The sequence below is a fragment of the Acidocella sp. genome, from assembly GCF_052326845.1.
Taxonomy (GTDB): domain Bacteria; phylum Pseudomonadota; class Alphaproteobacteria; order Acetobacterales; family Acetobacteraceae; genus Acidocella.
Map to the genome: position 1 here is coordinate 1 of NZ_JBKQJR010000085.1, position 23,390 is coordinate 23,390.

Annotated in this window: 22 protein-coding genes, 1 tRNA gene, 1 pseudogene and 2 riboswitches; of the genes and pseudogenes, 12 read left to right on the forward strand and 12 right to left on the reverse strand. The window is 65.0% G+C overall.

Features of this window, described 5'->3' with window-relative positions:
• The 8 genes from ACLPJJ_RS05745 to ACLPJJ_RS05780 form a co-directional block, all read left to right on the forward strand.
• Window positions 1-1,074, forward strand: a 1,074-nt coding sequence (locus ACLPJJ_RS05745; RefSeq protein WP_443589993.1) for a hypothetical protein, incomplete at its 5' end; no start/stop codon positions are given.
• Window positions 1,075-1,131: 57 nt separating this feature from the next.
• On the forward strand, window positions 1,132-2,256 hold the full coding sequence (locus ACLPJJ_RS05750; protein ID WP_443589994.1) for an N-acetylneuraminate synthase family protein: 1,125 nt from the start codon (window positions 1,132-1,134) through the stop codon (window positions 2,254-2,256).
• A 4-nt stretch (window positions 2,257-2,260) separates the two neighbouring features.
• A complete protein-coding gene (locus ACLPJJ_RS05755) occupies window positions 2,261-4,039 on the forward strand; it encodes a thiamine pyrophosphate-binding protein (RefSeq protein ID WP_443589995.1) in 1,779 nt (592 codons plus the stop codon).
• Window positions 4,036-4,659 carry a glucose-1-phosphate cytidylyltransferase gene (gene rfbF, locus ACLPJJ_RS05760; RefSeq protein ID WP_443589996.1) on the forward strand — a complete coding sequence of 208 codons (624 nt, stop codon included), beginning with the start codon at window positions 4,036-4,038 and terminating at the stop codon, window positions 4,657-4,659. Before ACLPJJ_RS05755 ends, rfbF begins: the two co-directional genes overlap by 4 nt.
• 1 nt (window position 4,660) lies before the next feature.
• Window positions 4,661-4,828 (forward strand): hypothetical protein, encoded by a 168-nt coding sequence (locus tag ACLPJJ_RS05765; RefSeq protein ID WP_443589997.1) that lies wholly within the window; start codon window positions 4,661-4,663, stop codon window positions 4,826-4,828.
• Window positions 4,816-5,877 (forward strand): CDP-glucose 4,6-dehydratase, encoded by a 1,062-nt coding sequence (rfbG, locus tag ACLPJJ_RS05770; RefSeq protein ID WP_443589998.1) that lies wholly within the window; start codon window positions 4,816-4,818, stop codon window positions 5,875-5,877. The genes ACLPJJ_RS05765 and rfbG overlap by 13 nt, the downstream gene beginning before the upstream one ends.
• Window positions 5,870-7,186: a lipopolysaccharide biosynthesis protein RfbH gene (gene rfbH, locus ACLPJJ_RS05775; protein WP_443589999.1), complete on the forward strand. Its 1,317-nt coding sequence runs from the start codon at window positions 5,870-5,872 to the stop codon at window positions 7,184-7,186. The genes rfbG and rfbH overlap by 8 nt, the downstream gene beginning before the upstream one ends.
• Window positions 7,179-8,081 (forward strand): NAD-dependent epimerase/dehydratase family protein, encoded by a 903-nt coding sequence (locus tag ACLPJJ_RS05780; protein ID WP_443590000.1) that lies wholly within the window; start codon window positions 7,179-7,181, stop codon window positions 8,079-8,081. The genes rfbH and ACLPJJ_RS05780 overlap by 8 nt, the downstream gene beginning before the upstream one ends.
• Here ACLPJJ_RS05780 and speE read toward each other — a convergent pair.
• From speE to gcvT, 5 genes are all read right to left on the reverse strand, one after another.
• The gene (speE, locus tag ACLPJJ_RS05785; RefSeq protein WP_443590001.1) at window positions 8,054-8,917 is read right to left on the reverse strand and encodes a polyamine aminopropyltransferase; all 864 of its coding nucleotides are present in this window, start codon (window positions 8,915-8,917) and stop codon (window positions 8,054-8,056) included. The genes ACLPJJ_RS05780 and speE overlap by 28 nt on opposite strands.
• Window positions 8,918-8,964: 47 nt before the next feature.
• Complete coding sequence (gene speD / locus ACLPJJ_RS05790) at window positions 8,965-9,420, reverse strand: adenosylmethionine decarboxylase (RefSeq protein WP_443590002.1); 456 nt, start codon at window positions 9,418-9,420, stop codon at window positions 8,965-8,967.
• A 145-nt stretch (window positions 9,421-9,565) separates the two neighbouring features.
• Window positions 9,566-12,436, reverse strand: coding sequence for an aminomethyl-transferring glycine dehydrogenase (gene gcvP, locus ACLPJJ_RS05795; RefSeq protein ID WP_443590003.1), 2,871 nt, complete (start codon window positions 12,434-12,436; stop codon window positions 9,566-9,568).
• Window positions 12,433-12,813, reverse strand: a complete 381-nt coding sequence (gcvH, locus tag ACLPJJ_RS05800; RefSeq protein ID WP_443590004.1) for a glycine cleavage system protein GcvH — start codon at window positions 12,811-12,813, stop codon at window positions 12,433-12,435. Before gcvH ends, gcvP begins: the two co-directional genes overlap by 4 nt.
• Before the next feature lie 16 nt (window positions 12,814-12,829).
• Window positions 12,830-13,879 carry a glycine cleavage system aminomethyltransferase GcvT gene (gcvT, locus tag ACLPJJ_RS05805; protein ID WP_443590005.1) on the reverse strand — a complete coding sequence of 350 codons (1,050 nt, stop codon included), beginning with the start codon at window positions 13,877-13,879 and terminating at the stop codon, window positions 12,830-12,832.
• A 46-nt stretch (window positions 13,880-13,925) separates the two neighbouring features.
• Window positions 13,926-14,041: riboswitch (glycine riboswitch) on the reverse strand.
• A riboswitch (glycine riboswitch) is annotated at window positions 14,042-14,137 on the reverse strand.
• Window positions 14,138-14,221: 84 nt separating this feature from the next.
• On the opposite strand from gcvT, the gene ACLPJJ_RS05810 reads away from it, so the two are divergent.
• Window positions 14,222-15,004, forward strand: a complete 783-nt coding sequence (locus ACLPJJ_RS05810) for an ABC transporter ATP-binding protein (RefSeq protein WP_443590006.1) — start codon at window positions 14,222-14,224, stop codon at window positions 15,002-15,004.
• 90 nt (window positions 15,005-15,094) lie between these two features.
• On the forward strand, window positions 15,095-15,973 hold the full coding sequence (locus ACLPJJ_RS05815; RefSeq protein ID WP_443590007.1) for a DnaJ C-terminal domain-containing protein: 879 nt from the start codon (window positions 15,095-15,097) through the stop codon (window positions 15,971-15,973).
• On the opposite strand, the gene ACLPJJ_RS05820 is transcribed toward ACLPJJ_RS05815, so the two are convergent.
• From ACLPJJ_RS05820 to ACLPJJ_RS05830, 3 genes are read right to left on the reverse strand one after another with little or no spacing between them, the layout of a single operon-like run.
• A complete protein-coding gene (locus tag ACLPJJ_RS05820; protein ID WP_443590008.1) occupies window positions 15,967-16,863 on the reverse strand; it encodes an efflux RND transporter periplasmic adaptor subunit in 897 nt (298 codons plus the stop codon). The genes ACLPJJ_RS05815 and ACLPJJ_RS05820 overlap by 7 nt on opposite strands.
• Before the next feature lie 15 nt (window positions 16,864-16,878).
• On the reverse strand, window positions 16,879-17,085 hold the full coding sequence (locus tag ACLPJJ_RS05825; protein ID WP_443590009.1) for a DUF1656 domain-containing protein: 207 nt from the start codon (window positions 17,083-17,085) through the stop codon (window positions 16,879-16,881).
• Entirely contained in the window at window positions 17,082-19,091 is a 2,010-nt protein-coding gene (locus tag ACLPJJ_RS05830) for an FUSC family protein (protein WP_443590010.1), read from the reverse strand. Before ACLPJJ_RS05830 ends, ACLPJJ_RS05825 begins: the two co-directional genes overlap by 4 nt.
• A gap of 136 nt (window positions 19,092-19,227) precedes the next feature.
• Here ACLPJJ_RS05830 and ACLPJJ_RS05835 point away from each other — a divergent pair, with 136 nt between their 5' ends.
• Window positions 19,228-19,947 (forward strand): NAD-dependent deacylase, encoded by a 720-nt coding sequence (locus ACLPJJ_RS05835; RefSeq protein WP_443590011.1) that lies wholly within the window; start codon window positions 19,228-19,230, stop codon window positions 19,945-19,947.
• 73 nt (window positions 19,948-20,020) lie between these two features.
• On the opposite strand, the gene ACLPJJ_RS05840 is transcribed toward ACLPJJ_RS05835, so the two are convergent.
• From ACLPJJ_RS05840 to ACLPJJ_RS05855, 4 genes and pseudogenes are all read right to left on the reverse strand, one after another.
• A complete protein-coding gene (locus ACLPJJ_RS05840) occupies window positions 20,021-20,434 on the reverse strand; it encodes a hypothetical protein (protein WP_443590012.1) in 414 nt (137 codons plus the stop codon).
• A 101-nt stretch (window positions 20,435-20,535) separates the two neighbouring features.
• A complete protein-coding gene (locus ACLPJJ_RS05845; RefSeq protein ID WP_443590013.1) occupies window positions 20,536-22,584 on the reverse strand; it encodes a phosphatase domain-containing protein in 2,049 nt (682 codons plus the stop codon).
• Between the two features lie 331 nt (window positions 22,585-22,915).
• Window positions 22,916-23,006 (reverse strand) — tRNA-Ser (locus tag ACLPJJ_RS05850).
• 130 nt (window positions 23,007-23,136) lie between these two features.
• Window positions 23,137-23,316 (reverse strand): annotated as a pseudogene (locus tag ACLPJJ_RS05855) (hypothetical protein); the annotation flags it as partial.
• Between ACLPJJ_RS05855 and ACLPJJ_RS05860 the strand changes: the two are divergent.
• Window positions 23,304-23,390: hypothetical protein (locus tag ACLPJJ_RS05860; protein ID WP_443590014.1), on the forward strand; the 87-nt coding region annotated here is incomplete at its 3' end. The pseudogene ACLPJJ_RS05855 and the gene ACLPJJ_RS05860 sit on opposite strands and share 13 nt — an antisense overlap.

Below are 23,390 nucleotides of genomic sequence, written 5' to 3' on the forward strand. Positions count from 1 at the left end.
GTGGATACGCTGGCGGTGCTGCAGGCCGGCGCGTGCTGGCGCGTGGGGGTGGACGTGTACCATCCCAGCGCCTGCCTGGATGGCGGGGTGTTCAACTATTCGCCGGTGCTGCTGCGGGTCGCGCTGCTGCCCATCGGCCCGCACGACACGCTGGCCGTAGGGCTGCTGCTCTGCCTGGCGTTTCTGGCGGCGCTGGCGTTGCTGCCGGCGCCAGCCCGTGGATGGGAGTTCCGGCTCCGCCTGGCCGCCAGCCTGTCCCCCGCCAGCTATTATGCGCTGGAGCAGGGCAACCTGGATACCGGGCTGTTCGCCGCCATCACGCTGGCCGTCTGGCTGCTGCTGCGTGCGCCCCGGGCGCGGCTGGCCGCCTATGGCATTTTCGCCCTAGGTGCTGCGGCAAAATTCTACCCGGTGGCCTGCTTTGTTCTGGCCCTGCGGGAGAAGCGCCGCGTGGTGATGGCCCTGGCCGGTGCCGGGCTGGCTGGGATGGCCTTCGTGGCGTGGCGCTACGGGCATGGCGTGGCGGCGGCGCTGGCCATCATCCCTTCCGGGACGCCGTTCCGCGCCAGCTTCGGGCGTATCGACCTGCCGCGCGGGCTGGCGATGCTGCATCTGCTGCACTTTCCGGCGGGGGTGGTCTCCTGGGCAATGGCGGCGGCCATGCTGGGCGCCGGGCTGGCGCTGCACCGCTCCTGGGCGCGGGCGCTGGCGGCGCTGGATGAGGGACACCGGCTCTACCTCGTCACCGGCGCGGTAGTGACGCTGTTCTGCTTCCTGGCGGCACAGAATATCGAGTATCGGGCGGTCTACTTGCTGCTGACCTTGCCGGGGCTCTGGCGGCTTGGCGTGGCCCGATTGAGGCTTTTGCAACTTTCAGTGGTGTTGCTGCTGTGGGAAGCCGTGCCCCGCGCCATGATCTCTGGGCTGTCGCAGCCTTATCTCCCGCCGCCGCCCGCGGTCTGGTTCTGGTTGCTGCGCGAGGGGCTCTGGTGGTGGGTTGCGGCGGAATTCACGGGTTTGTCATTTGCCTTTGTTGCGGGGCAGGCAAGCCGCCTGGGAGTCTGGAAAAATTGACGATCCGGCGTAAATCCTATAAATAAACAAATGTTTAAGTCCCAGGGAGCCTAACAAATGCGCGCTTCGATTTTCGACAATCTCTTCGTCCTGGAGATGGCGAATAATCACTGGGGCGATGTAAATCGTGGCCTGAAAATCATCTCGGACTATGCGAAGGTCGTGCGGTACAATAACGTCCGCGCGGCGATGAAGTTCCAGTTCCGAGACGTTGACAGCTTCATCCACAAGGATTTCCGTCACCGGACAGATATCCGTTACATCAAGAAGACGCTGGACACGCAGCTCTCCTGGGCGGACTACCAGAAGATGGTCACCGCCGTGCGCAATTCGAGCATGATCTCGATGGCGACGCCGTTCGATGAGGCGTCGGTTGAGAAATGTGTCGAGTTGGGCATCCAGATCATCAAAATCGCCAGCTCAGACATCAAGGACTGGTTCCTGATCGAGAAGATCGCCACGACGAAGAAGCCGGTCATCATCTCCACTGGTGGTTCCAGCTTGCGTGATCTGGACGACATCGTTTCGTTCTTCGCCAAGCGCAACGTTCCGTTGTCGATCAACCATTGCGTGTCGATCTATCCGTCCGAGGATCACGAGCTGGAAATGAACCAGATCGACTTCCTGAAAGCCCGCTATCCGGACAATGTGATCGGCTTTTCCACGCACGAATATCACGATTGGCATAATTCCATGCTGATTGCCTACGCCAAGGGCGCGCGTACCTTCGAGCGGCATATCGATGTCGATGCTGGCGGGATTCCGGTCTCGCCCTATTGCTCGCTGCCGGAGCACGTGGACACCTGGTTCAAGGCGTTCCGCAAGGCCGAGGAAATGTGCGGCGGTTCCGCCGCGGCGAAGCGCGTGCCACCGGAGAAGGAAGTGCGCTATCTCGACGGTCTGGTGCGCGGTGTGTACGCCAAGCGCGACCTCCCGGCCGGGCATATCCTCGCCGATGACGATGTCTATCTCGCCGTTCCGCTCCAGAAGGGGCAGATCTCGTGCCGCGAGATGATGAAGGGCGAGGTTCTGATCAACGCTGTGTCGAAAGATGAAGCCATTGACTTCAAGAATATCGACAGCCCCTATGGTGCCAACTCGGCGTTGGCGAAGATGATCGAGCAGCGCGGAATCGACTCCGAGCCCGAGGCGCCGGCGAACAACGTCGCGCGGTTGGTATAAGCGCTTGCGCGTCGCGGATTACATCGCCAGGTTGGTGGCGGCGCATGGCGTCAAGCATTTCTTCACCGTGACGGGTGGCGGGGCGATGCATCTCAACGATGCGTTCTCCCGCAACAAGGATCTGCATGGCATTTGCCTGCACCATGAGCAGGCCTGCGCTATGGCGGCGGAGGCGTATTGCCGCCTCTCGGGGCGGCTGGCGCTGCTCAATGTCACCACCGGGCCGGGCGGGATCAATGCCCTCAACGGCGTGCATGGCGCCTGGACGGATTCCATCGGCATGCTCGTGATCTCCGGCCAGGTGAAGCAGGAGACGATGGCGACGAGCTACGATCTTCCCTTGCGCCAGCTTGGCGACCAGGAGGCGGATATCATCGCCATGGTCAAGGGCATCACCAAATACGCCGTGGTGCTGCGCAAGAAGGAAGACGTGCGCTACGTCGTCGAGAAGGCGCTGTATCTCGCGCAATCCGGGCGGCCCGGTCCGGTGTGGATCGACGTGCCGATGGATATCCAGGGCGCGCAGATCGACCCCGACACGCTGCACGGCTTCACGCCCGAGCCGGAAGCGGCGCTGCCGGATGTGGGTGAGGTGGCCGAAATCCTGCGTAACGCCAAGCGCCCGGTGATCATGCCCGGGACCGGCGTGCGCATCTCCGGCGCGTATGCGGAGTTTCTGCGCCTCGTTGAACTGACGAAATTCCCCGTCGCCACCGCGTTCAACGCGCATGACGTTCTGCCGGAGGATCATCCCGCCTACGTTGGCCGCCCCGGCACGGTGGGCGACCGCGCCGGCAATTTCGCCGTGCAGAACGCTGATGTCGTGCTCATTCTCGGCTGCCGCCTGAACATCAGGCAGATTTCCTATAACTGGGAAAACTTCGCGCCGAATGCGACCAAGATCATGGTCGATATCGACCCGGCGGAGCTGGCCAAGCCGACGCTGAAGATCGAGAATCCGGTGCTGGCGGATTTGAAAACGTTCATCCCGGCGCTGACGCAGGCTCTGGGCAATTTCGCGCCGAGCGAGGGGCAGCTGGGCTATCTCGCCTGGTGCCAGGAGCGCCGCCGCCGCTTCCCCGTGGTGCAGGTGGAATATGCCGATGATTCCCGCGGCATCAACCCGTACATCTTTGCCGACAAGCTGTTTGACGCTGCGGGCGAGACGGATGTGATCGTGACCGCCAATGCCACGGCCTGCGTGACCACCTTCCAGGCGGCGAAACTCAAAGCCGGGCAGCGCATGTTTTCCAACTCCGGCTCGGCCTCGATGGGCTACGACCTGCCCGCCGCCATCGGTGCCGCCTACGCCGCGCCGGAGCAGCGTATCATCTGCCTGTCGGGCGATGGCAGCTTCATGATGAACATGCAGGAGCTGCAGAGCATCTTCGCGCAGAAGCTCAACATCAAGATTTTTCTGCTGAACAATTCCGGCTATTCCTCGATCAAGCAGACGCAGAGCGCGTTCTTCCCGGACAATATGTTCGGCTGCGATACCGCGAGCGGTGTCACCTTCCCGGATTTTTGCGCTGTCGCCGCTGCCTTCCGCCTGCCTGTGCACCACGCCGCCACTCATGCCGAGCTGCCCGGCGTGCTGGCCGAGGTGCTGGCGGCACCCGGGCCGCAGTTCTGCGAAATCAAGCTGGACCCGGCTCAGGGTTTTGCGCCCAAGCTGTCCTCGCGCAAGCTGGAGGATGGGCGCATGGTGTCCTCCCCGCTGCACGACATGGCGCCCTTCCTCTCCCGCGAGGAGTTGGCGGACAACATGTGGAGCGAGGCATGATCGACAATTCCCGAGGAACCAAGGCGGTCATCCTCGCCGGCGGGCGCGGCTCGCGCCTCTCCGAGGAAACAGATGCCAAGCCGAAACCGATGGTGGAGATCGGCGGCCGGCCGATCCTGTGGCATATCATGAAGATCTATGCCCAGCATGGCATCTCTGACTTCATCATCTGCCTCGGCTACAAGGGCGAGAAGATCAAGGATTATTTCTACAACTATAATCTTTACTCTTCCGACCTCACCGTTGATCTGCGCACCGGTGCCACCATTCATCAGAGCGCGGCAGAGGATTGGCGGGTGACGCTGGTGGAAACCGGACTGGAGACGCAGACCGGCGGACGGCTGAAGAAGATCAGGAAATATCTCGGCAATGACGAGATGTTTTGCATGACCTATGGCGATGCCGTGGCGGATATCGACATCACCGCCGAGCTCGGCTTCCACCGCGCGCACGGCAAGCTTGCCACGGTGGCGGCGGTGCAGCCGCTGGCGCGTTTTGGCGCGCTGCATATCGTCGGCGATGCCGTTGACCGGTTCGAGGAAAAGCCGGTGGAGCAATCAGGGCTCATCAGCGGCGGGTTCTTCGTGCTCAACCCAAACGCGCTCGATCTCATCGGATGACATGACGCTGTGGGAAAAAGCGCCGATGGAGCAACTCGCTGCTTCGGGGCAGTTGCGTGCCTACCGCCACGGCGGGTTCTGGCAGCCCATGGATACGCTGCGCGACCGGATGGCGTTGGATCATCTCTGCGAAGCTGGGCAAGGACCCTGGATGACATGGCAAACCTGACGCATGCAATTCCGCGTTCGCAGTTCTGGGTGAATAAGCGCGTCTTTGTCACCGGGCATACCGGTTTCAAAGGTGGCTGGCTCACTCTATGGCTTTCGCATCTAGGCGCAGTTCTGCGCGGCTATGCGCTGCCGCCGGATACGGAGCCGAACATCTTCACCAGCTGCGGCGTGGAGAAGCTTATCGAGCACCAGATCGGCGACGTGCGCGATGCCGCCAAGCTGACCGAGGCGATGCGCAGCTTCGCGCCGGATATCGTGCTGCATCTCGCGGCGCAGCCTCTGGTCCGCCCCTCCTATACGCATCCGATGGAAACCTATTCCACCAACATCATGGGCACGGCAAACGTGCTGGATGCGGTCCGGCAGACACCGAGCGTGCAGGTGGCGGTCATCGTCACCAGCGACAAGGTTTATGCCGAAAGCCGGGAGGCACATGACGAGACCTCCAGGCTGGGCGGGCACGATCCGTATAGCGCCTCGAAGGCCTGTGCCGAGCTGGTCGCGGCTTCCTTCCCGCTGCCACCCGGACAGAAGCTGGCCACGGTGCGTGGCGGCAATGTCATCGGCGGTGGCGACTGGGCGGAAGACCGCCTGCTGCCGGATTTCTTCAAGACGATCATGGCCGGCGAGTTCCTCACCATCCGCAACCCGCGCGCCATCCGGCCATGGCAGCACGTGCTGGAACCGCTCTGCGGCTATCTGCTCGCCGCCGAGTATATGTGGACGCATGACGAGCCCAAGAACAGCTGGAATTTCGGCCCCGACCCGGCGGCCGCGGTAACGGTGCAGGCCGTCGCCGGGAAGCTGTGCGCGCTGTGGGGGCAGGGCGCGTTCTTCACCGTGATGCCGGACGACCATCCAGTGCATGAAGCCCCGGTGCTGCGGCTGAACGCGAAAAAGGCGTGGCAGGATCTCGCCTGGCGCCCTGGGATGACACTGGACGAGGCGCTGGCCGCCACGGTGGCGTGGTACCGCGCCTTCCAGGCCGGCGAGGCGATGCTCGATTTTACCCTCTCGCAGATCAAGGCGTTTTGCCAATATGAATGATGCCGAGGCGCTGCGGCGCCAGATTTTGGAGCTTTCCGCGCGCTACGCGGAGCTCGCGCATGCGCCCAAGCCGTTCGAGGCGGGAAGTTCGCCCGTGCCGGTCTCCGGCAAAGTGTACGGCGCGCCGGAGTTGGTGAATCTTGTGGATTCGTCGCTGGATTTCTGGCTCACCACAGGCCGCTTCAACGACGAATTCGAGGCGAAGCTGGCCAAGGCCACGCATAGCCGCTACGCGCTTACCGTGAACTCGGGCTCGTCGGCCAACCTGCTGGCCGTCACGGCGCTGACCAGCCCGAGTCTGGGCGCCGCGGCGCTGAAGCCCGGCGACGAGGTGATCACCTGCGCCACGGGCTTCCCCACCACGGTGAACCCGGTGCTGCAGAACGGGCTGGTGCCGGTGTTCGTCGATGTCTCGCTGCCCACCTACAACATTGACGCCGTGGCGATCGAGGCTGCCATCACCCCGCGCACCCGCGCCATCGTGCTCGCGCATACGCTGGGCAATCCGTTCGATCTTGATACGATCACGGCCATCGCCGAGAAGCATGACCTTCGCTTGATCGAGGATTGCTGCGACGCGCTGGGTGCCAAATACAATGGCACCGCCGTGGGCGGTTTTGGTGAAATCGGCACGCTGAGCTTCTACCCGGCGCATCACATCACCACCGGCGAGGGCGGAGCGGTTTTTACAAAGTCCAGCCATTTCGGGCGGATTCTTGAATCGCTGCGTGACTGGGGGCGCGACTGCTGGTGTCCGCCGGGACATGACAATACCTGCAAGCAGCGCTTCTCCTGGCAGCTCGGCGGCCTGCCGGTTGGGTACGACCACAAATATATCTACTCGCATCTCGGCTATAACCTGAAGATGACCGACATGCAGGCGGCGGTCGGGGTGAAGCAGCTCGACCGGCTGGATGAGTTCGTCGCCGCGCGGAACGCGAATTTCGCCTATCTCCGTGCCGGGTTGCGGCGTTTTGAGGAGTTCCTGATCCTGCCTGAGGCAACGGCGAATGCAGAGCCCTCCTGGTTTGGGCTCCCGCTCACCATCCGCCCCGGCACACCCTACACGCGCGACCTGCTGGTGGGGCATCTCAACCGGGCGCGCATCGGCACGCGCTATCTGTTCGGCGGCAACCTCATCCACCAGCCCTACATGAAGGGGCAGAACTACCGCGTGGCCGGCGAGACGCCCAACGCTGATCTGGTGATGAACGCCACCTTCTGGATCGGCGTGTTTCCGGGGCTGGCCCAGGCGCATCTCGACTACATGCTGGCGAGCTTTGACGAATTCTTCAGCCTGTATGCTTGAGTTTTCGCAACCGTTGCGCGGCGTGCCGGTTGTCATCACCGGGGCAGGGGGATGGCTGGGGCGGGCGGCGCTGGAAATGGCGCATCATGCCGGAGCGGAAATTTACGCCTTCGGCGCCAGCGCGCGGCCCTACACGTTGCGCGACGGCGCCACGCTGCCCATCCGCACCCTGGACGAATTGGCCACGTTGGAGGCCCGCGCGCCGCTGGTCTTCCACATGGCTTTCCTCACCCGCGAGCATGCGGGAAAAATGCCCGTGGATCAGTACATCGCCACCAACAGGGCGATCTCCGCCACGGTGGAGGATTTCATCCGCCGCAACGGCGCGCGCGGCGTGTTCGTGCCGTCCTCGGGCGCGGTGTATGCGCCGCCGCCCAACCCGTATGGTGAGGGCAAGCTGGAAGACGAAGCCCGCTTCGCCGCTCTCGGGCAGGCGCTCGGCATCCCCACCGTGCTGATGCGCGTGTTCAACCTCGCTGGCCCGTTCATCAACAAGCTCGACTCCTACGCGCTGGCCTGCATCATCCGGGACATCCTGGTCCGCCGCCCGGTCACGCTGCGGGCCGCGCACCCGGTCTGGCGCGGCTACGCGCATGTGACGGATGTGCTGAACATCGCGCTCGGGCTGCTGTCGCGTGGCGACTCACCGCCGGTGTTCGACACATGGGGCGAGCCGGTGGAACTCTCCGCCCTGGCCACCCGTGCTGGAGCACTGCTGGGCTGGGCAGGTGCCGAGATCATCCGCCCCGAATGGCAAAACGGCGCCGCCGATTTTTACATCGGCGACGCCGCTCATTACCTCGCTCACGCGAAAACGCTCGGTTTTGAGCCTGCCAGCCTGGACCGGCAGATTCTCGATACCGCCGATTACTTGGGCAGGTGCTTGGCGATATAGGGCGGCAGCCAGAAGCTCGCCACGTGCACATGCGGGCTCCAATAGCCGCTCTTACCGGCGATTCCCGCCGCTTCCGCACGCGCCGCGATCACTTCCACCGGGTGCTGCGTCAGGCTGGCATCCTTGCCGGCCCAGCCCAGTGTCATGTAGCCGCCGACATAGGTCGGCACCGCCGCGATATAGGCGGTGACATGCGGGAAGAACTGCTGGCGGCGCAGGCTGGTCTCGTGCAGCTCATCGGCCTGCATGAAGGGCACGCCGCACTGGTTCACGATCAGCCCCTGCGGGGTGAGGATGCGCGCCGCGTTCTGGTAGAATTCGTCGGTGAACAGCACCTCGCCGACGCCGATCGGGTCGGTGGAGTCGACGATGATCACGTCGAAGGACGCATCCGGCGCCTTCTTCACGTAGTCGATGCCGTCGCCCACGATCACGTCCGCGCGCGGGTCGTTCCACGCATCGCCGCCGATGCCGGGCAGGAATTCCTTGGAGAGGCGGATCACCTCGCCGTCGATCTCGGCCATCACCGCGCGCTCGACGTTCTTGTGCATCAAGACACGCTTGAGCACGCCGCCATCGCCCGCGCCGATGATCAGCACGTTCCGGGCGTTGCCATGCGCCAGCAGCGGCACATGGGCGAGCATTTCCTGGTACACGAACTCGTCACGCTCGGTGATCTGCACCACGCCGTCGAGCGTCAGCACGCGGCCATGGCTGTCGGTCTCGAACACGGCGATGTCCTGGAACGGGCTCTGCACCCGCGCCAGCTGGCGCACGAACTTAAAGCGCTGGCCCCAGTCCGGGTACAGCGTCTCGTTGAACCACGTCTCGGTCATGCAACGTCTCCCTGGCAGATCAAGGGGCGTGGCCGCCCCTTGCAAGCTTACGCGATTAGGCCGCGCTTCTGCTCATTGATCTGGATGTGGCTCGGCGTGAACGCTTCCTTGAGGAAGGGGATCAGCTTGTACGGATCGCAGCAGCCGCACATGAACACATCCAGCGCCGCGAAGTTGCGCTCGGGCCAGGAATGGATCGAGATATGGCTCTCCGCCAGCACGACCACGCCGCTCACGCCGCCATTCGGGGTGAAATGGTGGAAATGGTGGTGCAGAATCGTGGCGCCAGCAGCGATCGCGCCGTCGCACAGTGTCTTGTCGATCAGCTCAGGGCTATCGAGATTGGAGGCACCCCATAGATCGATGATCAGGTGCATGCCGGCGTATTTCACGCCGTCCTTCTCCACGTAATAATCCTTCTGCGGCTCCGGGGAGACCGTGGAAATCGCCTGGTTTTCGCTCGGAGACTCCGAGACCATCCCCAGTCGGGCAAGTGCGTTCATTTCGAACCCCCTCAACTAGTAGACAGCCTGTAGAGCGCGGCACCTTACCGCGCCCCCCTGGGCCACTGTGGGGGGGGCTTATGGGGCCATAGCCCCCCCAACGCAAGATATTTCTGTGCATAGCCGCATGAAGCTTTAGATGCGGCTACTCCGCCGCCTCCGCGTAGGCTTCCAGCGGCGCGCAGGAGCACACCAAATTGCGGTCGCCATACACATTGTCCACGCGCTTCACCGGCGGCCAGTATTTCTGCGCCGTAATGTAGGGCAGGGCGAAGGCCGCCTGCTCGCGCGTGTACGGGTGCGTCCAAGTCTCCGCCATTACCTCCGCCGCGGTGTGCGGGGCGTTCTTCAGCGGGTTGTCGTCGCGCGGCCAGGCGCCGTCCTCGATGGACGCGATCTCGTCGGCGATGCACAGCATCGCGTCGCAGAAGCGGTCCAGCTCGGCCTTGTCCTCGCTCTCGGTCGGCTCGATCATCAGCGTGCCGGCCACGGGCCAGGACATGGTGGGCGCATGGAAGCCGTAATCGGCCAGGCGCTTGGCGATATCCTCCACCTGCACGCCGGAGGTCGCGCCGAAGCCGCGGCAATCGACGATGCATTCATGCGCGACGCGACCATTCTCGCCGCGGTAGAGGATCGGGTAGGCGCCCTCCAGCCGTGCAGCGATGTAGTTGGCGTTGAGGATCGCCGCCTTGGTGGCGCTGGTGATGCCCTCGGGCCCCATTAGCCTTATATAGGCGTAGGGGATGGGCAGGATCAGCGCCGAGCCGAAGGGTGCTGCTGTCACCGGCCCGTAGCCCGTCGCCGGGCCCGCATCCGCGCGCAGCGGATGGTTGGGCAGATGCGGCAACAGATGCGCCGCCACGCCGATCGGCCCCACGCCCGGCCCGCCGCCGCCATGCGGGATGCAGAAGGTCTTGTGCAGGTTCAGGTGGCACACATCCGCGCCGATATTCGCGGGGCTGGTCAGCCCCACCTGCGCGTTCATGTTGGCGCCGTCCATGTACACCTGCCCGCCGGCCTCATGCACCGCGCGGCAGATGTCGCGGATGGAGGTCTCGAACACGCCATGCGTGCTCGGGTAGGTGATCATCAGCGCCGCCAGGTTCGGCCTGTGCGCGGCGATTTTTGCTTCCAGATCGGCGACATCGACGTTGCCCAGCTTGTCGCAGGCGACAACCACCACTTTGTATCCTGCCATGGCGGCGGAGGCAGGGTTGGTGCCGTGCGCCGAGGCCGGGATGAGGCAGATGTTGCGCTGCCCCTGGCCACGCGCCTCGTGGTAGGCGCGGACGGCCAGCAGCCCGGCATATTCGCCCTGCGCGCCGGAATTGGGTTGGAGCGAGACCCCGGCGAAGCCGGTGACTTCCGCCAGCAGTGCTGCCAGCTCGTCGATCAGCGCCTTGAAGCCCTCGGTCTGATTGGCGGGGGCGAAGGGGTGGATCTCGGCGAATTCCGGCCAGGTGATGGCGGCCATCTCCACGGCGGCGTTGAGCTTCATGGTGCAGGAGCCGAGCGGGATCATCGAGCGGTTGAGCGCGATGTCCTTGTCCTCCAGCCGCTTCAGATAGCGCAGCATGGAATGTTCGGAGCGGTGGGTGTTGAACACCGCCGCCTCGCAGAAGGCGGCGTTGCGCCGCAGCGCCGCGGGAACCGACTCCGGCGCCGCATCCAGTCTGCCACCCAGCACGGCGGCCAGGGTCTCCAGCTCGGTGCGGGTAATGGTCTCATCCAGCGCGATGCCGACGCCCGTGGCGTCGATCCGCCGGAAGTTGAACCCGGCTTCCAGCCCCGCCTGCATCAATTCGTCAGCGCGGGTGCCCGCCTCGATGGCAATCGTGTCGAAGAAATTCTCATGCCGGAGCGAAAAACCGCCCTGGCGGGCGGCGCCGGCCAGCAGCCGCGTCTGCAAATTCACGCGCCGGGCGATGGCTTTCAGCCCCTCCGGCCCGTGCCACGCGGCGTAGAACCCGGCCATCACGGCCAGCAGCACCTGCGCGGTGCAGATGTTGGAGGTCGCCTTTTCGCGGCGGATATGCTGTTCGCGCGTCTGCAACGCGAGGCGCATCGCCGCGCGGCCAGCGGCATCCACCGAGACGCCGACCAGACGCCCCGGCATGGAGCGCTTGAACGCATCCCTCGTGGCGAAGTACCCGGCATGCGGGCCGCCAAAGCCCATCGGCACGCCGAAGCGCTGGGCCGAGCCCACAACCACATCCGCGCCCATCTCGCCGGGCGGGGTGAGGACGGTGAGCGCCAGTATGTCCGCGCAGACGATGGCCAGCGCCCCTGCGGTCTTCGCCGCCGCAATCTCGGCCGAGAGGTCGCGCAGCTCGCCCGTGCTGCCGGGGTAGTTCAGCACCACGGCGAAGGGCTTGGCGCCCGCGATGGCCTCGATATCGCCGGGGTGGAAATCCACGATCTCCCAGCCCAGCGGCCAGGCGCGGGTGGCGATGACGGCGCGGGTCTGCGGGTGCACATCCGCCGCCACGGCGATCATCCTGCTGCCCGCCTTGTGCAGCGCATGCGCCATGGAGACGGCTTCCGCCGCCGCCGTGGCTTCATCCAGCAGCGAGGCGTTGGCGATTTCCATGCCGGTCAGCTCGGCGATCATGGTCTGGAAGTTGAGGATCGCCTCCAGACGGCCTTGTGAAATTTCCGCCTGATACGGCGTGTAGGCCGTGTACCAGCCCGGGTTCTCCAGCACGTTGCGCTGGATCACCGGCGGGGTGATGGTACCGTGATAGCCAAGCCCGATCAGCGACTTCTTCACCACATTGCGCTGTGCCAGCCCGCGCAGCTGGCGCAGCACGGCGGCCTCGCCCAGCGCCTGCGGCAGCTTCAGCCCGGCATTGCTGCGGATGGATTCCGGCACGGTCTGGGCGATCAGGTCGTCCAGGCTCGCCGCGTCGACAACGCCCAGCATCGCGGCGATCTGCGCCGCATCCGGCCCGATATGGCGTGCCGCGAACGCGTCCGCGCTTTCCAGGGCTTGCAATTCGTCCAGGGCGCTCATGCCAGGGTGCCCAGGTACTCGTCATACGCGGCGCGGTCCATCAGTTCGGACACAGCAGCGGGGTCGGCGAGGCGCAGCTTGAAGAACCAGGCTTCGCCCTCGGCGGCGCTGTTCACCAGGCCGGGCTCGTCGATGATCGCCTGGTTCACCTCGGCGACCGTGCCCGCCAGCGGGGCGTACACATCGGAGGCGGCCTTCACGCTCTCCACCACCGCGCAGGCCTCGCCCGTGCCGACATTGCGGCCGGCTTCTGGCAGTTCGACGAACACGATATCACCCAGCGCCTGCTGCGCGTGGTCGGTGATGCCGATCGTGGCGAGACCGTCGGCGCCGACGGAAACCCATTCGTGATCCTTGGAGAAGTAAACCTGGGTCATATGAAGAGTCTCCTTTTCAGCGAACGTAGTTATGGGGAACGAAGGGAAGAGCGGCGACCGTGCCGGGCAGCGGCTTGTCGCGCACGATGAGGTCGAGCGCGGTGCCGGGGGCGGCGAGGTCCGCGCGGACAAACCCGAGCGCAATCGGCGCGTTCAGCGTGGGGGAGAACACGCCGGATGTGACCTCGCCCACGCGCTCGCCACCCATACGGATTTCCGCATGGGCGCGGGCCGGGGCGCGGCCATCCAGGCGGATGCCGACGAGCCTCGTGGCCGTGCCTTTAGCCAGCGCCGCGTTCACTGCCGCGGCGCCGAGGAAGTCAGCGGCGGCGAGGCGCTTCTTGGAAAGGGCGAAGTTCAGCCCGGCAGCCACGGGGTTCACGGCCTCGCCGATGTCGTTGCCGTACAGGCACAGCCCGGCTTCCAGCCGCAGCGAATCGCGCGCGCCCAGCCCCGCCGGCACCGCGCCGCGTGAGAGCAGGATCTCCGCCAGGCGCTCGCCCGCCTCTGCTTCGCAGCCGATCTCGAAGCCATCCTCGCCGGTATAGCCGGAGCGGGTGACGGTGCAGGGGATGCCCTCGACCGTCAGTTCCGCCGCGTCCATGAATTTCAGCGCCGTGCCCTCGGGGAAAAGTGCTGCGGCCTTCGGCCCTTGCAGGGCGAGCAGCGCGCGCTTGAAATGCGTCGTCACCTCCACGCCATGTGCGCGGATATGCGCCACGTCCACGGTCTTGCGCCCGGCGTTCAGCACCGCCTGCAGCCGGGTGCCGAGATTGGCCACCATCAGGTCATCGATGATTCCGCCTGCCTCATTAAGCAGCAGGGTGTAGCGCTGCCGCCCGGGCTTCAGCCCGGTGATGTCGCCCGGCACCAGCCGCTCGAAAGCGCCTGCATCGGCGATATCCACCTGCCCCATATGCGAAACGTCGAACAGCGCCGCGCCGGTCCGGCAGGCGTTATGCTCGGCAATGATGCCCGTATATTGCAGCGGCATCTCGTAGCCGGCGAACTCGACCATGCGCGCGCCGAGGCGGCGGTGCAGCCCGTCCAAAGGTGTTTTAAGCAAACGAACCCCCAATAGATCAGCCCCCGGCTTGAAGCGCCGGTAGTTCTGACCCCCCTCTGTCTTTGAACCTGAGAGATTCGGAGCCATCCCGCCTCGCGGCGCGGTGGTTCCTTGACCCCGTCGGTGCGGTGGCGCGGCCACCGGCTTTCCAGAGTGTCCCTTTTACAAGACGCAGCCCTTTTGCCTGAGCGGTTCCGGGGGCCGGTTGCGCCTTCGGCGGCGAGGGGCTAATCCCCCGCTCTCTCCTGCGTCCGAATAAGGACGGCTCCTTTTGCCTCAGGGCACGGGTTTTGCAAAGCTGTTTCTTGCCAGACGTTATAAAAACAAGGATTGATCGGCCTCATGTCAGAGACGCCAAAGCCCGTACCCACCCTGGTGGTCGAGGATATTCACAAGAGCTTCGGCAATGTCGAAGTACTCAAGGGCATTTCCCTCACCGCCAGTGAGCACGACGTGATCGCGATCCTGGGCTCCTCCGGCTCGGGCAAGAGCACCTTTCTGCGCTGCATCAACCTGCTGGAGATGCCGGACAAGGGCCGGGTCTCCATCCGGGGCGAGCTGATCGAGATGACGGAGGGCAAGAACCGCGCCGCCGCCAAACCCAGACAGATCGAGCGGCTGCGCTCGCGGCTCTCCATGGTGTTCCAGCAGTTCAATCTGTGGGCGCACATGACCGTGCTGCAGAACGTGATCGAGGCGCCGGTGCATGTGCTGAAGCTGGACAAGAAGACCGCCATCGCCCGGGGCGTGGCGATGCTGGAGAAGGTCGGGATGGCCGACAGGCTCGACGCCTACCCGGCGCAGCTCTCCGGCGGACAGCAGCAGCGCGTCGCCATTGCCCGGGCGCTGGCCATGGAGCCGGATGTGCTGCTGTTCGACGAGCCGACATCTGCTCTGGATCCGGAATTGGTTGGAGAGGTGCTGAAGGTGATGCGCGACCTGGCCTTTGAAGGCCGCACCATGCTGGTGGTGACGCATGAAATGAGCTTCGCCCGCGATGTCTCCGACCGCGTGATGTTCCTGCACCAGGGGCTGGTGGAGGAAGAAGGCACGCCGGAGCAGATGTTCGGCAACCCCAAATCGGAGCGTTTCCGCCAGTTCCTCTCCAGCACGCGGCGGCAGTGAGCTGCCTTGCATCACAAACGAGTTGTGGTGGTCACGGCATGATCCCTATCTAGGACGCAAACTGACTGATCAGGCGAGTCGAGACACGGAATGGCAGACGACCCGTATAAGGTTCTAGGCGTAAAGAAGGACGCGACGGCGGACGAGATCCGCTCCGCCTACCGCAAACTGGCGAAGAAGTATCACCCCGACCTCAACCCCGGCGACAAGGCGGCGGAGGAGAAGTTCAAGGCGGTCTCGCTGGCGAATGACATTCTATCCGACGCGGAGAAGCGTGCGCGCTACGACCGCGGCGAGATCGACGCTGCCGGTGCCGAGCGCGCCCCTCAAGGCGGCTGGCGGCAACATGCCGGTGCCGGTGCTGGTCCGGCCGACTTTGGCGGGTTCGAGGATATTTTCGCCAATATGTTCGAGCAGCGTGCGCACGGCCCGGCGCGCGGGCAGGATGAGCGCTACGCGGTGAAAGCCGGGTTCCTGGAGGCGGTGAATGGCGGCGCCAAGCGCATCACCCTGCCGGATGGCCAGAGCCTGGATGTGAAAATCCCGCCCGGCACCGCGGATGGTGACGTGCTGCGCCTGCGCGGGCGTGGCCAGCCCGGGCGCAATGGCGGCCCGGCGGGCGACGCGCTGATAGAAATCCACGTTACCTCGCACAAGCTCTTCCGCCGCGAAGGGCGCAACATCCATCTGGAACTGCCGATCTCGCTGAAGGAGGCGGTGCTTGGCGCCAAGGTGACGGTACCCACACCGGCGGGCGACGTGGTGATGACCGTGAAGCCCCATACCGAGAGCGGCACCGAGCTGCGCCTGCGCGGGCGCGGCGTGCCGGCGCATGGCCACCACCATGCCGGCGACCTGCACGTGAAGCTGCGCCTGATGGCTGGCCCGGCGGATGCGGCGCTTGAGGAGTTCCTGAGGGGCTGGGACCAGCCCGGCTTCGACCCGCGGGCTGGCTTAAGCTCTTACTGAGCCTGCTCTTTCTGGTCCGTGCCGCGCGGGGTGATGGAGACGGTGCAGGTCATGCCCGCCACCAGCCGCACCCCGTCCGGCACGTGGTCCAGTTCGACGCGCACCGGAATGCGCGCGGCTAGGCGCACCCAGGTGAAGGTCGGGTTCACGTCGGCGAGCAGGGTGGCGGAGGTGGGCGTGCGCTCCGCGTCGGCGATGCCCGCCGCGATGCCGCTGACATGGCCGGTAATGGCCGGCCCGCCCTGCATCAGCGTGATCTTCGCAGAGTCGCCGGGGCCGATGCCGCGCATCTTGGTCTCTTCCAGATATGCATCGACATAGAGCGAGTCGCTGTCCACGATCGCCACCTCCGGCGTGCCGGCGGTCACGTAGTCGCCCGGCCGCATGGAGAAATTGGTGATCATCCCGTTCACCGTGGCGTACACGGTGCTGCGGTGCAGGTTCAGCTGGGCAACGCCGAGATCCGCCAGCGCCTGGTCGTATTCGGCCTCGGCTTCCTGGGCCGCGGCGCTGACCTGGTCGCGGCTGAGCCCCGAGGTCGCGTTGGTGGAGGCCGCGGCGTAGCGCGCGGCGGTGCTCTTGGCGTCCTCCATGGCGGCATGGGTGCGGGCCACCGTCGCCTGGGCCTGCTGCAGCGCCAGGGTGAAGCGCACCGGGTCGATCTGGAACAGCTGGTCGCCCGCATGCACCACCTGGTTGTCATGCACGAAGATCTGCACCACCGGGCCGGTCACGTCCGGCGCCAGGGAGACGACGTCGGCGCGCACCCGGCCGTCACGGGTCCAGGGCTCTTCCATGTAATAGTCCCAGAGTTGCCAGCCCACGAGCGCGGCGACAACCAGGACGGCGGACGTAGAGAAGAAGCGAAGCGTGAAGGATGCGGGGGTCATGATGCTCCGGAGGGATCAGAGGATGCGGTTCATCGCCAGGCTGACCAGCCCGGTGAGGATGACGAGTACGGAAAAGTCGAATAGCGGCCGGTGCCACACGAAGCGGTACATGCCGAATGCGGCAAACAGGCGGCGCAGACCCATGCTGATAAGCTGGGCCACCACGACCCAGGCCAGCAGCGGCGGCAGGAACACGCCGAAAAGATCGACTTCGCCGATCATGTAATTATCCCTTCGAGAGTCCAGGCGTGGATGTCCGGCGGCGGGGCGGCGGGGAACAGCACGCTGCGCAGGCCGGAAAGCTGCACCAGCGCGGATTTGTGGCTGTGCGGATCATCGACGAGCGTATTGATGGCATCGTCGATCGCCTCGCAAAGCGAGGTCGGTGGCGGTCTGTTCGGGTTGCCGCGGTAATGCGCCGCGACACCGGCGAAGATCTGGTTACAGGCCGCGCGCGCGGCGGGGGTGAGCCGCCATTGCTCCCGGTGCAGCCCAACCATGTCCAGCCCGACGCGCAGGTTCCCCAGTTCGGCGCGCACGCTTGGATCCGCGTCCTGGCCGGCGAGGCGCGGCAGGATGAGCCCCAGCCGGTCCACGGAGATGCCGATCAGCACGCCGCTATCCTCCCCCCCATCCGCCTCGGCGGCGTTGGCGATTTCCCGCCAGCTTGCGCGCATCAGGCGCTGGGCTGTCCAGGCGGCGCCGAAGGAGCGGATCAGCAGCGTCATCACCAGCGCGCTGCTCAGCCCAACGATCACGGCAATCGAGTTGTTGGCCCAGGCGGGGAAGCTGTTGGTGAAGCCGTTTTCCAGCGCCAGTTGCGTGGCGCCGGTGGCGGTTATGTTCATGCCCAGCATGAATGTCGCCGGGCGGGAGATAAGCAGACCCACGAGCATCCCGGCGGGCAGCAGCGCCATGCACAGGCCCTCGAAGGTGTAGATCCGGGTCAGCACGGCGTAGCTGTAGAAGCCCACCCCGGCCAGGGCGAAAAGAGAGGTGCGCAGCATGCTGGCGATGGCGGGGGCGGGATTGTCCTGCGAGGCGAAGAAGCAGCAGGCGATCGCGACCATGACGGCAGCACCCGCGCCGGAGGGCCAGTCCGTCCAGATCCACAAGGCGCAAACCAGCAGCACCGCGAGCGCCGCGGCAAGCCCGGAGAGTAAGGCGAGGGTGTGGTCGCGGTTCTGCACGATCGTGGCGATGTATTCGCGGTCCAGCATCTCGTTGGGCGGCGGCGGATCGCCATCCAGAAGGTGGCGGCGGATCGCGCGCGAAAGCCGCACGAGGCTGCTCAACTCCTGCAGGCGCAGCGCCAGGCTGGCGCGCAGCAAGCCCGGCCAGCTATGGTCATTCTCCTCTTCCAGCAGGATGATATCCGCTATCATCGCGTCGTCGTACTCAGTCTCGCCGGATCGCACCCACTGCGCGACGCTGTGCAGCACGCGCTGCAATTGCGGTGTGACGGCGCCAAGGCGCTGCAGCTGAGCCACGCGGTCGCCGGTCGAGCTCAGCACCGGAATGAGGCTGATGAGGTAGAGCCGCAGCCGGGTAACGTAGCGCACGGCGGATTGCAGCTCCGAGGTGTCGTAGGCGAGCTGGGTGATCATCGAGGCGATATCGGTGGCCTCGAAGGGCAGGCGCTGCCGGCCCTCGCGCGCGGCGGGGCTGTCATCCTCCCCGGAGAGCGCGGCGACGGCCCACTCCCGTGCAGGCTTGATCCAACCGTCAAGGCGTCGCGCCAGCACCGGCGCCAGCGGGCGCGGGAAGACCAGCGTGCCAACCACGGTGCTGCAGGCGATGCCGATGGAGATTTCCTCCATGCGGGTGACGGCGGTCTGGAAGATGTGCCCAGGCGTGAAGACGGATGGAAAGCCGATAATGCCCGCAGTGTAGCCGGCCAGCATGAACAAATAGGCGCGGGGCGTGCGGTCCAGCAGCGAGATGTACAGGCAGAAGCCGATCCACAGTGCCATGCACAGGCAGAGCAGCACTGGCGCATCCACCAGGTTCGGCACCATAGCTACCGCGGCCGCGCCGCCGATGAACGTGCCTAAAATACGGTACAGCGACTTGGAAAGCATGCCCCCGGCGAAGGGCAGCGCCACGATATAGGAGGTCGCCAGCGCCCAGTAGGGGGCGTCCAGCCCCAGCCAGAGCGAAATATACAACGCCGCCATCGCGCCGGCGAAGCATTTCAGGGCGAACAGAAGCTCATCCGGTTTGGGCATGGTTCCCGGGAAATAGCAAAATTGGTCAGCGCGGTAGGCTTAATATTCGCATTCCCGCAATGCGTGGTTATAAGTTCTACTTGGAGTCATGCTATGCTGCGCCAGTTCCGTCCAGCGTGAACACAACGGAAAGCCCATGATTCGCAAGAACATAGTCATCCTGACCGGTGCCGGCATTTCCGCCGAATCGGGCATCACCACCTTCCGCGATGCCGGCGGGTTGTGGGAGAACCACCAGCTGCAAGACGTCGCGACGCCGGAAGGCTTCGAGGCCGACCCGCATCTCGTCCACCGATTCTATAACGCCCGCCGCGCCCAGTTGCACGAAGTGGCACCGAACGCCGCGCATTACGCCCTGGCGGCGCTGGAGCGCGCCTGGGAGGGGCGGGGGGATTTCCTGGTGGTGACGCAGAACGTGGACGACCTGCACGAGCGCGCCGGCAGCCGCCGCCTGCTGCACATGCATGGCGAGCTGCGCCGCCTGCGCTGTACGATGTGTGAGGAGACGCATCCGCACCTGGACGATGCCGGGCTGGAGCTTGCCTGTCCCGCCTGCGGGCGAAGCGGCGTGATGCGGCCGGACATCGTCTGGTTCGGCGAGATGCCCTACCACATGGACGAGATCGCCGAGGCGCTCGATGCCGCCGACATCTTCTGCGCCATCGGCACGTCGGGGCTGGTGTACCCGGCGGCCGGGTTCGCGGCGGAGGCCATGCATAACCGGCGTGGCTGCGACTTGTTCGAGATCAACCCCAATCCCACGGGTGCCGGGATGTACGACCATGTCATCGCCGCGCCGGCGACGAGCGGCGTGGTGGAATTCCTGCGCCAGCTTGGCGTGGAGGGGGTGGGGTGAGCGCACCCGCGCGGCTTGCAGGGCGGGTTTCGCCACGCGGCGCATGGCCGCGTGGCGAGGAAGCGAGTGTGGCTTAAACGGCGCTTTCGATTGTCGGCATGGCCATGCGGGACTTGGCCAGCACCATGCCGATATTGGCGGTGTTGCGGCAGACGAACACGCCCACGTAATCCTGGTACTTCTTGCCGCGGATGAAGACGTGGATCGCGTTGTCGCTGTTGACGATGAATTCCTGGAAATAATGGCGGGTGGAGTCCACGCCGCGCGAGCGCTTCCAGATCGCCTCGACGGTGGAGACATTGGCGCCCTGGAACAGGTCGGAGGTCGCGGCGGCGACCAGGTCGATCACCTCGCGCGGGTGCGAGTCGACGGTCTTGATGCTGAGCAGGAAGCCGGAACCGACATCGATATAGCCGGCGGCCATGCACTCGGGGATGGTGCCGATCGACTGGGCGACGGCCGCATCAAGAGCGGAGGTGGTGGTCATCGTCTGGTACTCCTTGCAACGCTGATTTTGGCGAAAGCGGGCAGGGGCCGCTTGGTTGCGGCCTCTGTTCCTTTAGCGGCTTATCCCCAGATTTTTTCTTTTTACGGCTGGCTGTCAGGGCCAGCCGCGCGGTTGCGCAGCAGGGCCTGTTCCTGCTGCACCTCGTATTCTGTCAGGAAATCCTCCTGGTCGTCCGACTGTACGAACTGGCGGTTGAAGCGGCGGATCTGATTCAGTGCCCCATGCGCCGACATGCCCTTCTCCTTCACCAGATAGGCGGCGAGGATGGTGCCGGTGCGGCCGAGTCCGGCCAGGCAGTGCACGGCCAGCACCTTGCCGTTTTCCATCAGCTCGCGCATGCGCGCCACCAGCATGTCCATCTCGGCAGGCGTCGGCGCCTTGCGGTCGGCAATCGGCAGATGCACGTTCTTCAGCCCGTGCCGGGTCAGGGCGTCCTGCGGGAAGTCCTGCTCGGTCAGGGTGATCAGCGTGGTCACGCCGACATTTTTCAGCAGGTCGAGGTCGTAATCGACATCGGCGGACACGCCGGGCATAGGCGTCGCGGCCAGACGCCCCTCCTCGATCCAGACAAAGCCGCGCGGCCCGGAGGAGGCACCGGGATAGCGGGTCACCGCCGCGTGCTCGTGCTCATTCCGGGGTGGTTCAGCAAGGGCAGGGGCGGGCGCTGGCTCCGGTTCGGGGGCCAGGGCGGCGGGCGCAGCCGGAGCGGGTTCCGCAACCACGGGCTCCGGCGCCAGCGCGGCGAGGATTTCCGACTTGATCGCGGCCATCGCCTCGGCCGAGAGCGGCGCGGGCGGCTGCACATGGTCGGCCAGGGTCTCTGCCGGAGCGTCGGGCGCGGGCACGGCCACGCTGCCGGTGGTGACGAACTGCGCCACCACCGGATTGGCGGTGTTGCTGAAGAACGCCTCAGGTGCTGCCTGTTCCTGCACCCGGCCACCGGCGAGCAGGATGATCTCGTCAGAGATCTGCCGCGCCTGCTTCTGGTTATGCAGCACAACCAGAAGCGCGCCATGCGCCCCCAGCGTCCGCAGCAGGTTCAGGACGATCTCCGCGTCGGCGTCGGAGAGACCGGCGGTCGGCTCGTCGATCATCAGCAGGGCCGAATCCGCCGCGGCCTCGCGCAGGATGGTGACGACGCGCTGCGACAGCTGGTCCAGCTCCATGAACGGGATGTCGAGCTTGGAGAGCATGTCTTCCGCGCCGACCTGGCGCAGCCATTGGCCAGCCCAGTCGCGCTGCTCGGCCTCCGGCACGCCTACCATCTGGTCCTTCACGTGGAACAGCAGGCTCTCGAGCGCCGAACGCTGGGTGAGCTGGATGCGCTGCGCCACCAGCAGCGGGCGGTTATCGGCAGTGATGGGCTGGCCCTTGAACAGTGCCTCGCCCCAGCTCTTGAACAGGGCATTCTGCCCGTACAGCCCGGCCAGCGAGCGCAGCAGGGTGGATTTGCCGGTGCCGACAGGGCCCATAAGCGTGGTGACGCCCTGGGCGGGGATCGCCAGCGTGACATTGTCGAGGATCACCTTGCCGCCGAAGCCGACGCCGAATCCGGCGCAGGTGAGGATGCCGGCGGCTGGTTGCGGCGCGGGCTCGGGAGCTGGTTCAGCCTCCTGGTGAAGGGCGAACGGCTCTTCCCCTTCCGGCTCAGCCGCCTGGGGGGCGGGTTCCACCGCCACGGGCTCGGGCGGCAGGTCGATATGGTGGAGAATAGTGTCGGGATGCGGTTCGGAAACCGGCTCGAGACGCAGTTCCACCGCCGGTATGGGCGTCAGCTCTTCCGGCTCGGGCGGCAGATCAAGGTAGTCGAGTAGCGGCTTTTCCTCGGCCGGTTCAGCCGGAAGGTAGGCGATCTCCTGCTTCTTCTTGTTTTTGTTCTTGTTCTTCTTGAAGTGTTGCTCCAGTTCGGCCAGCTCGCTCTCGCGCGACTGGGGACGGCCCCCCAAATCATCGACGCCGGCGACAAAGCGCAGCTGCTCCCCGCTCATGCTTTGCATGAAAATCGAGGTGTCGATCGGCCGTTCCTGGTGCTTGCGGCGCGCCCGGCGGACCAGATCCACCAGCAGCACAATGATTCCAAGGCCAAGAACCGCTAGCCCAACGTAGAGAAATTGTATTTCGTTCTTCAAAACCCGACCAGCCCCTGTGCTGACGGACACTTGTCGCTCGCCTGCGGCCATTCATGTTCAGGCATGGCCATTCACGAAATACGCTGACGCAAGGCTAACCAAATGTCCATAATTGGAGGGTTTTGCCCGCTTCCCTTACGATACGATACGAAAGTTGGTCGGCTAGCCCGCACAAGGCGGACGCTACAAGTTCTCTAACGGTTTGAGAAGACAAGCTACGGCTGAATAAAGATGAAGTTACAGTCCGGCAATTAACATGCCTTTGCCGGTGTGCAGAAAATTTAACCGCGGAGGGGGAATGTCTTGATTTGTTGTCTTGGGGTTTGCCGGGTGGCGGAGAGACAGGGATTCGAACCCTGGGTACGCTATTAACGTACACACGCTTTCCAAGCGTGCGCCTTAAGCCGCTCGGCCATCTCTCCAGCACGGCGTGGGGGCCTCTGTAGCCAAACCGAAGCCCGCTGCCAAGTGCGTGCGGGGCTGGCGGGGCGGCCGCACGCAAAAAATATTAGGTGCGTGCGGGGCTGGCGGGGCGGCCGCACGCCAAAAAATTCAGGCGTCCATTTTCAGCGCGGCGAGGAAAGCGCTCTGCGGGATTTCCACCTTGCCGAACTGGCGCATGCGCTTCTTGCCCTCTTTCTGCTTCTCCAGCAGCTTGCGCTTGCGGGAAATGTCGCCGCCATAGCACTTGGCGGTCACGTCCTTGGAGAGGGCCGAGATTGTCTCGCGGGCGCAAGCTGCTGGAGAAGCAGAAAGAGGGCAAGAAGCGCATGCGCCAGTTCGGCAAGGTGGAAATCCCGCAGAGC

Coding starts and splice junctions, on each gene's coding strand:
- speE (WP_443590001.1), bottom strand. CDS start 8,917: ATGACCGAGACGTGGTTCAACGAGACGCTGTACCCGGACTGGGGCCAG.
- rfbG (WP_443589998.1), top strand. CDS start 4,816: ATGGCAAACCTGACGCATGCAATTCCGCGTTCGCAGTTCTGGGTGAAT.
- rfbH (WP_443589999.1), top strand. CDS start 5,870: ATGAATGATGCCGAGGCGCTGCGGCGCCAGATTTTGGAGCTTTCCGCG.
- ACLPJJ_RS05815 (WP_443590007.1), top strand. CDS start 15,095: ATGGCAGACGACCCGTATAAGGTTCTAGGCGTAAAGAAGGACGCGACG.
- ACLPJJ_RS05750 (WP_443589994.1), top strand. CDS start 1,132: ATGCGCGCTTCGATTTTCGACAATCTCTTCGTCCTGGAGATGGCGAAT.
- gcvH (WP_443590004.1), bottom strand. CDS start 12,813: ATGACCCAGGTTTACTTCTCCAAGGATCACGAATGGGTTTCCGTCGGC.
- gcvP (WP_443590003.1), bottom strand. CDS start 12,436: ATGAGCGCCCTGGACGAATTGCAAGCCCTGGAAAGCGCGGACGCGTTC.
- ACLPJJ_RS05765 (WP_443589997.1), top strand. CDS start 4,661: ATGACGCTGTGGGAAAAAGCGCCGATGGAGCAACTCGCTGCTTCGGGG.
- ACLPJJ_RS05840 (WP_443590012.1), bottom strand. CDS start 20,434: ATGACCACCACCTCCGCTCTTGATGCGGCCGTCGCCCAGTCGATCGGC.
- ACLPJJ_RS05780 (WP_443590000.1), top strand. CDS start 7,179: ATGCTTGAGTTTTCGCAACCGTTGCGCGGCGTGCCGGTTGTCATCACC.
- ACLPJJ_RS05820 (WP_443590008.1), bottom strand. CDS start 16,863: ATGACCCCCGCATCCTTCACGCTTCGCTTCTTCTCTACGTCCGCCGTC.
- ACLPJJ_RS05835 (WP_443590011.1), top strand. CDS start 19,228: ATGATTCGCAAGAACATAGTCATCCTGACCGGTGCCGGCATTTCCGCC.
- ACLPJJ_RS05810 (WP_443590006.1), top strand. CDS start 14,222: ATGTCAGAGACGCCAAAGCCCGTACCCACCCTGGTGGTCGAGGATATT.
- ACLPJJ_RS05830 (WP_443590010.1), bottom strand. CDS start 19,091: ATGCCCAAACCGGATGAGCTTCTGTTCGCCCTGAAATGCTTCGCCGGC.
- speD (WP_443590002.1), bottom strand. CDS start 9,420: ATGAACGCACTTGCCCGACTGGGGATGGTCTCGGAGTCTCCGAGCGAA.
- ACLPJJ_RS05825 (WP_443590009.1), bottom strand. CDS start 17,085: ATGATCGGCGAAGTCGATCTTTTCGGCGTGTTCCTGCCGCCGCTGCTG.
- rfbF (WP_443589996.1), top strand. CDS start 4,036: ATGATCGACAATTCCCGAGGAACCAAGGCGGTCATCCTCGCCGGCGGG.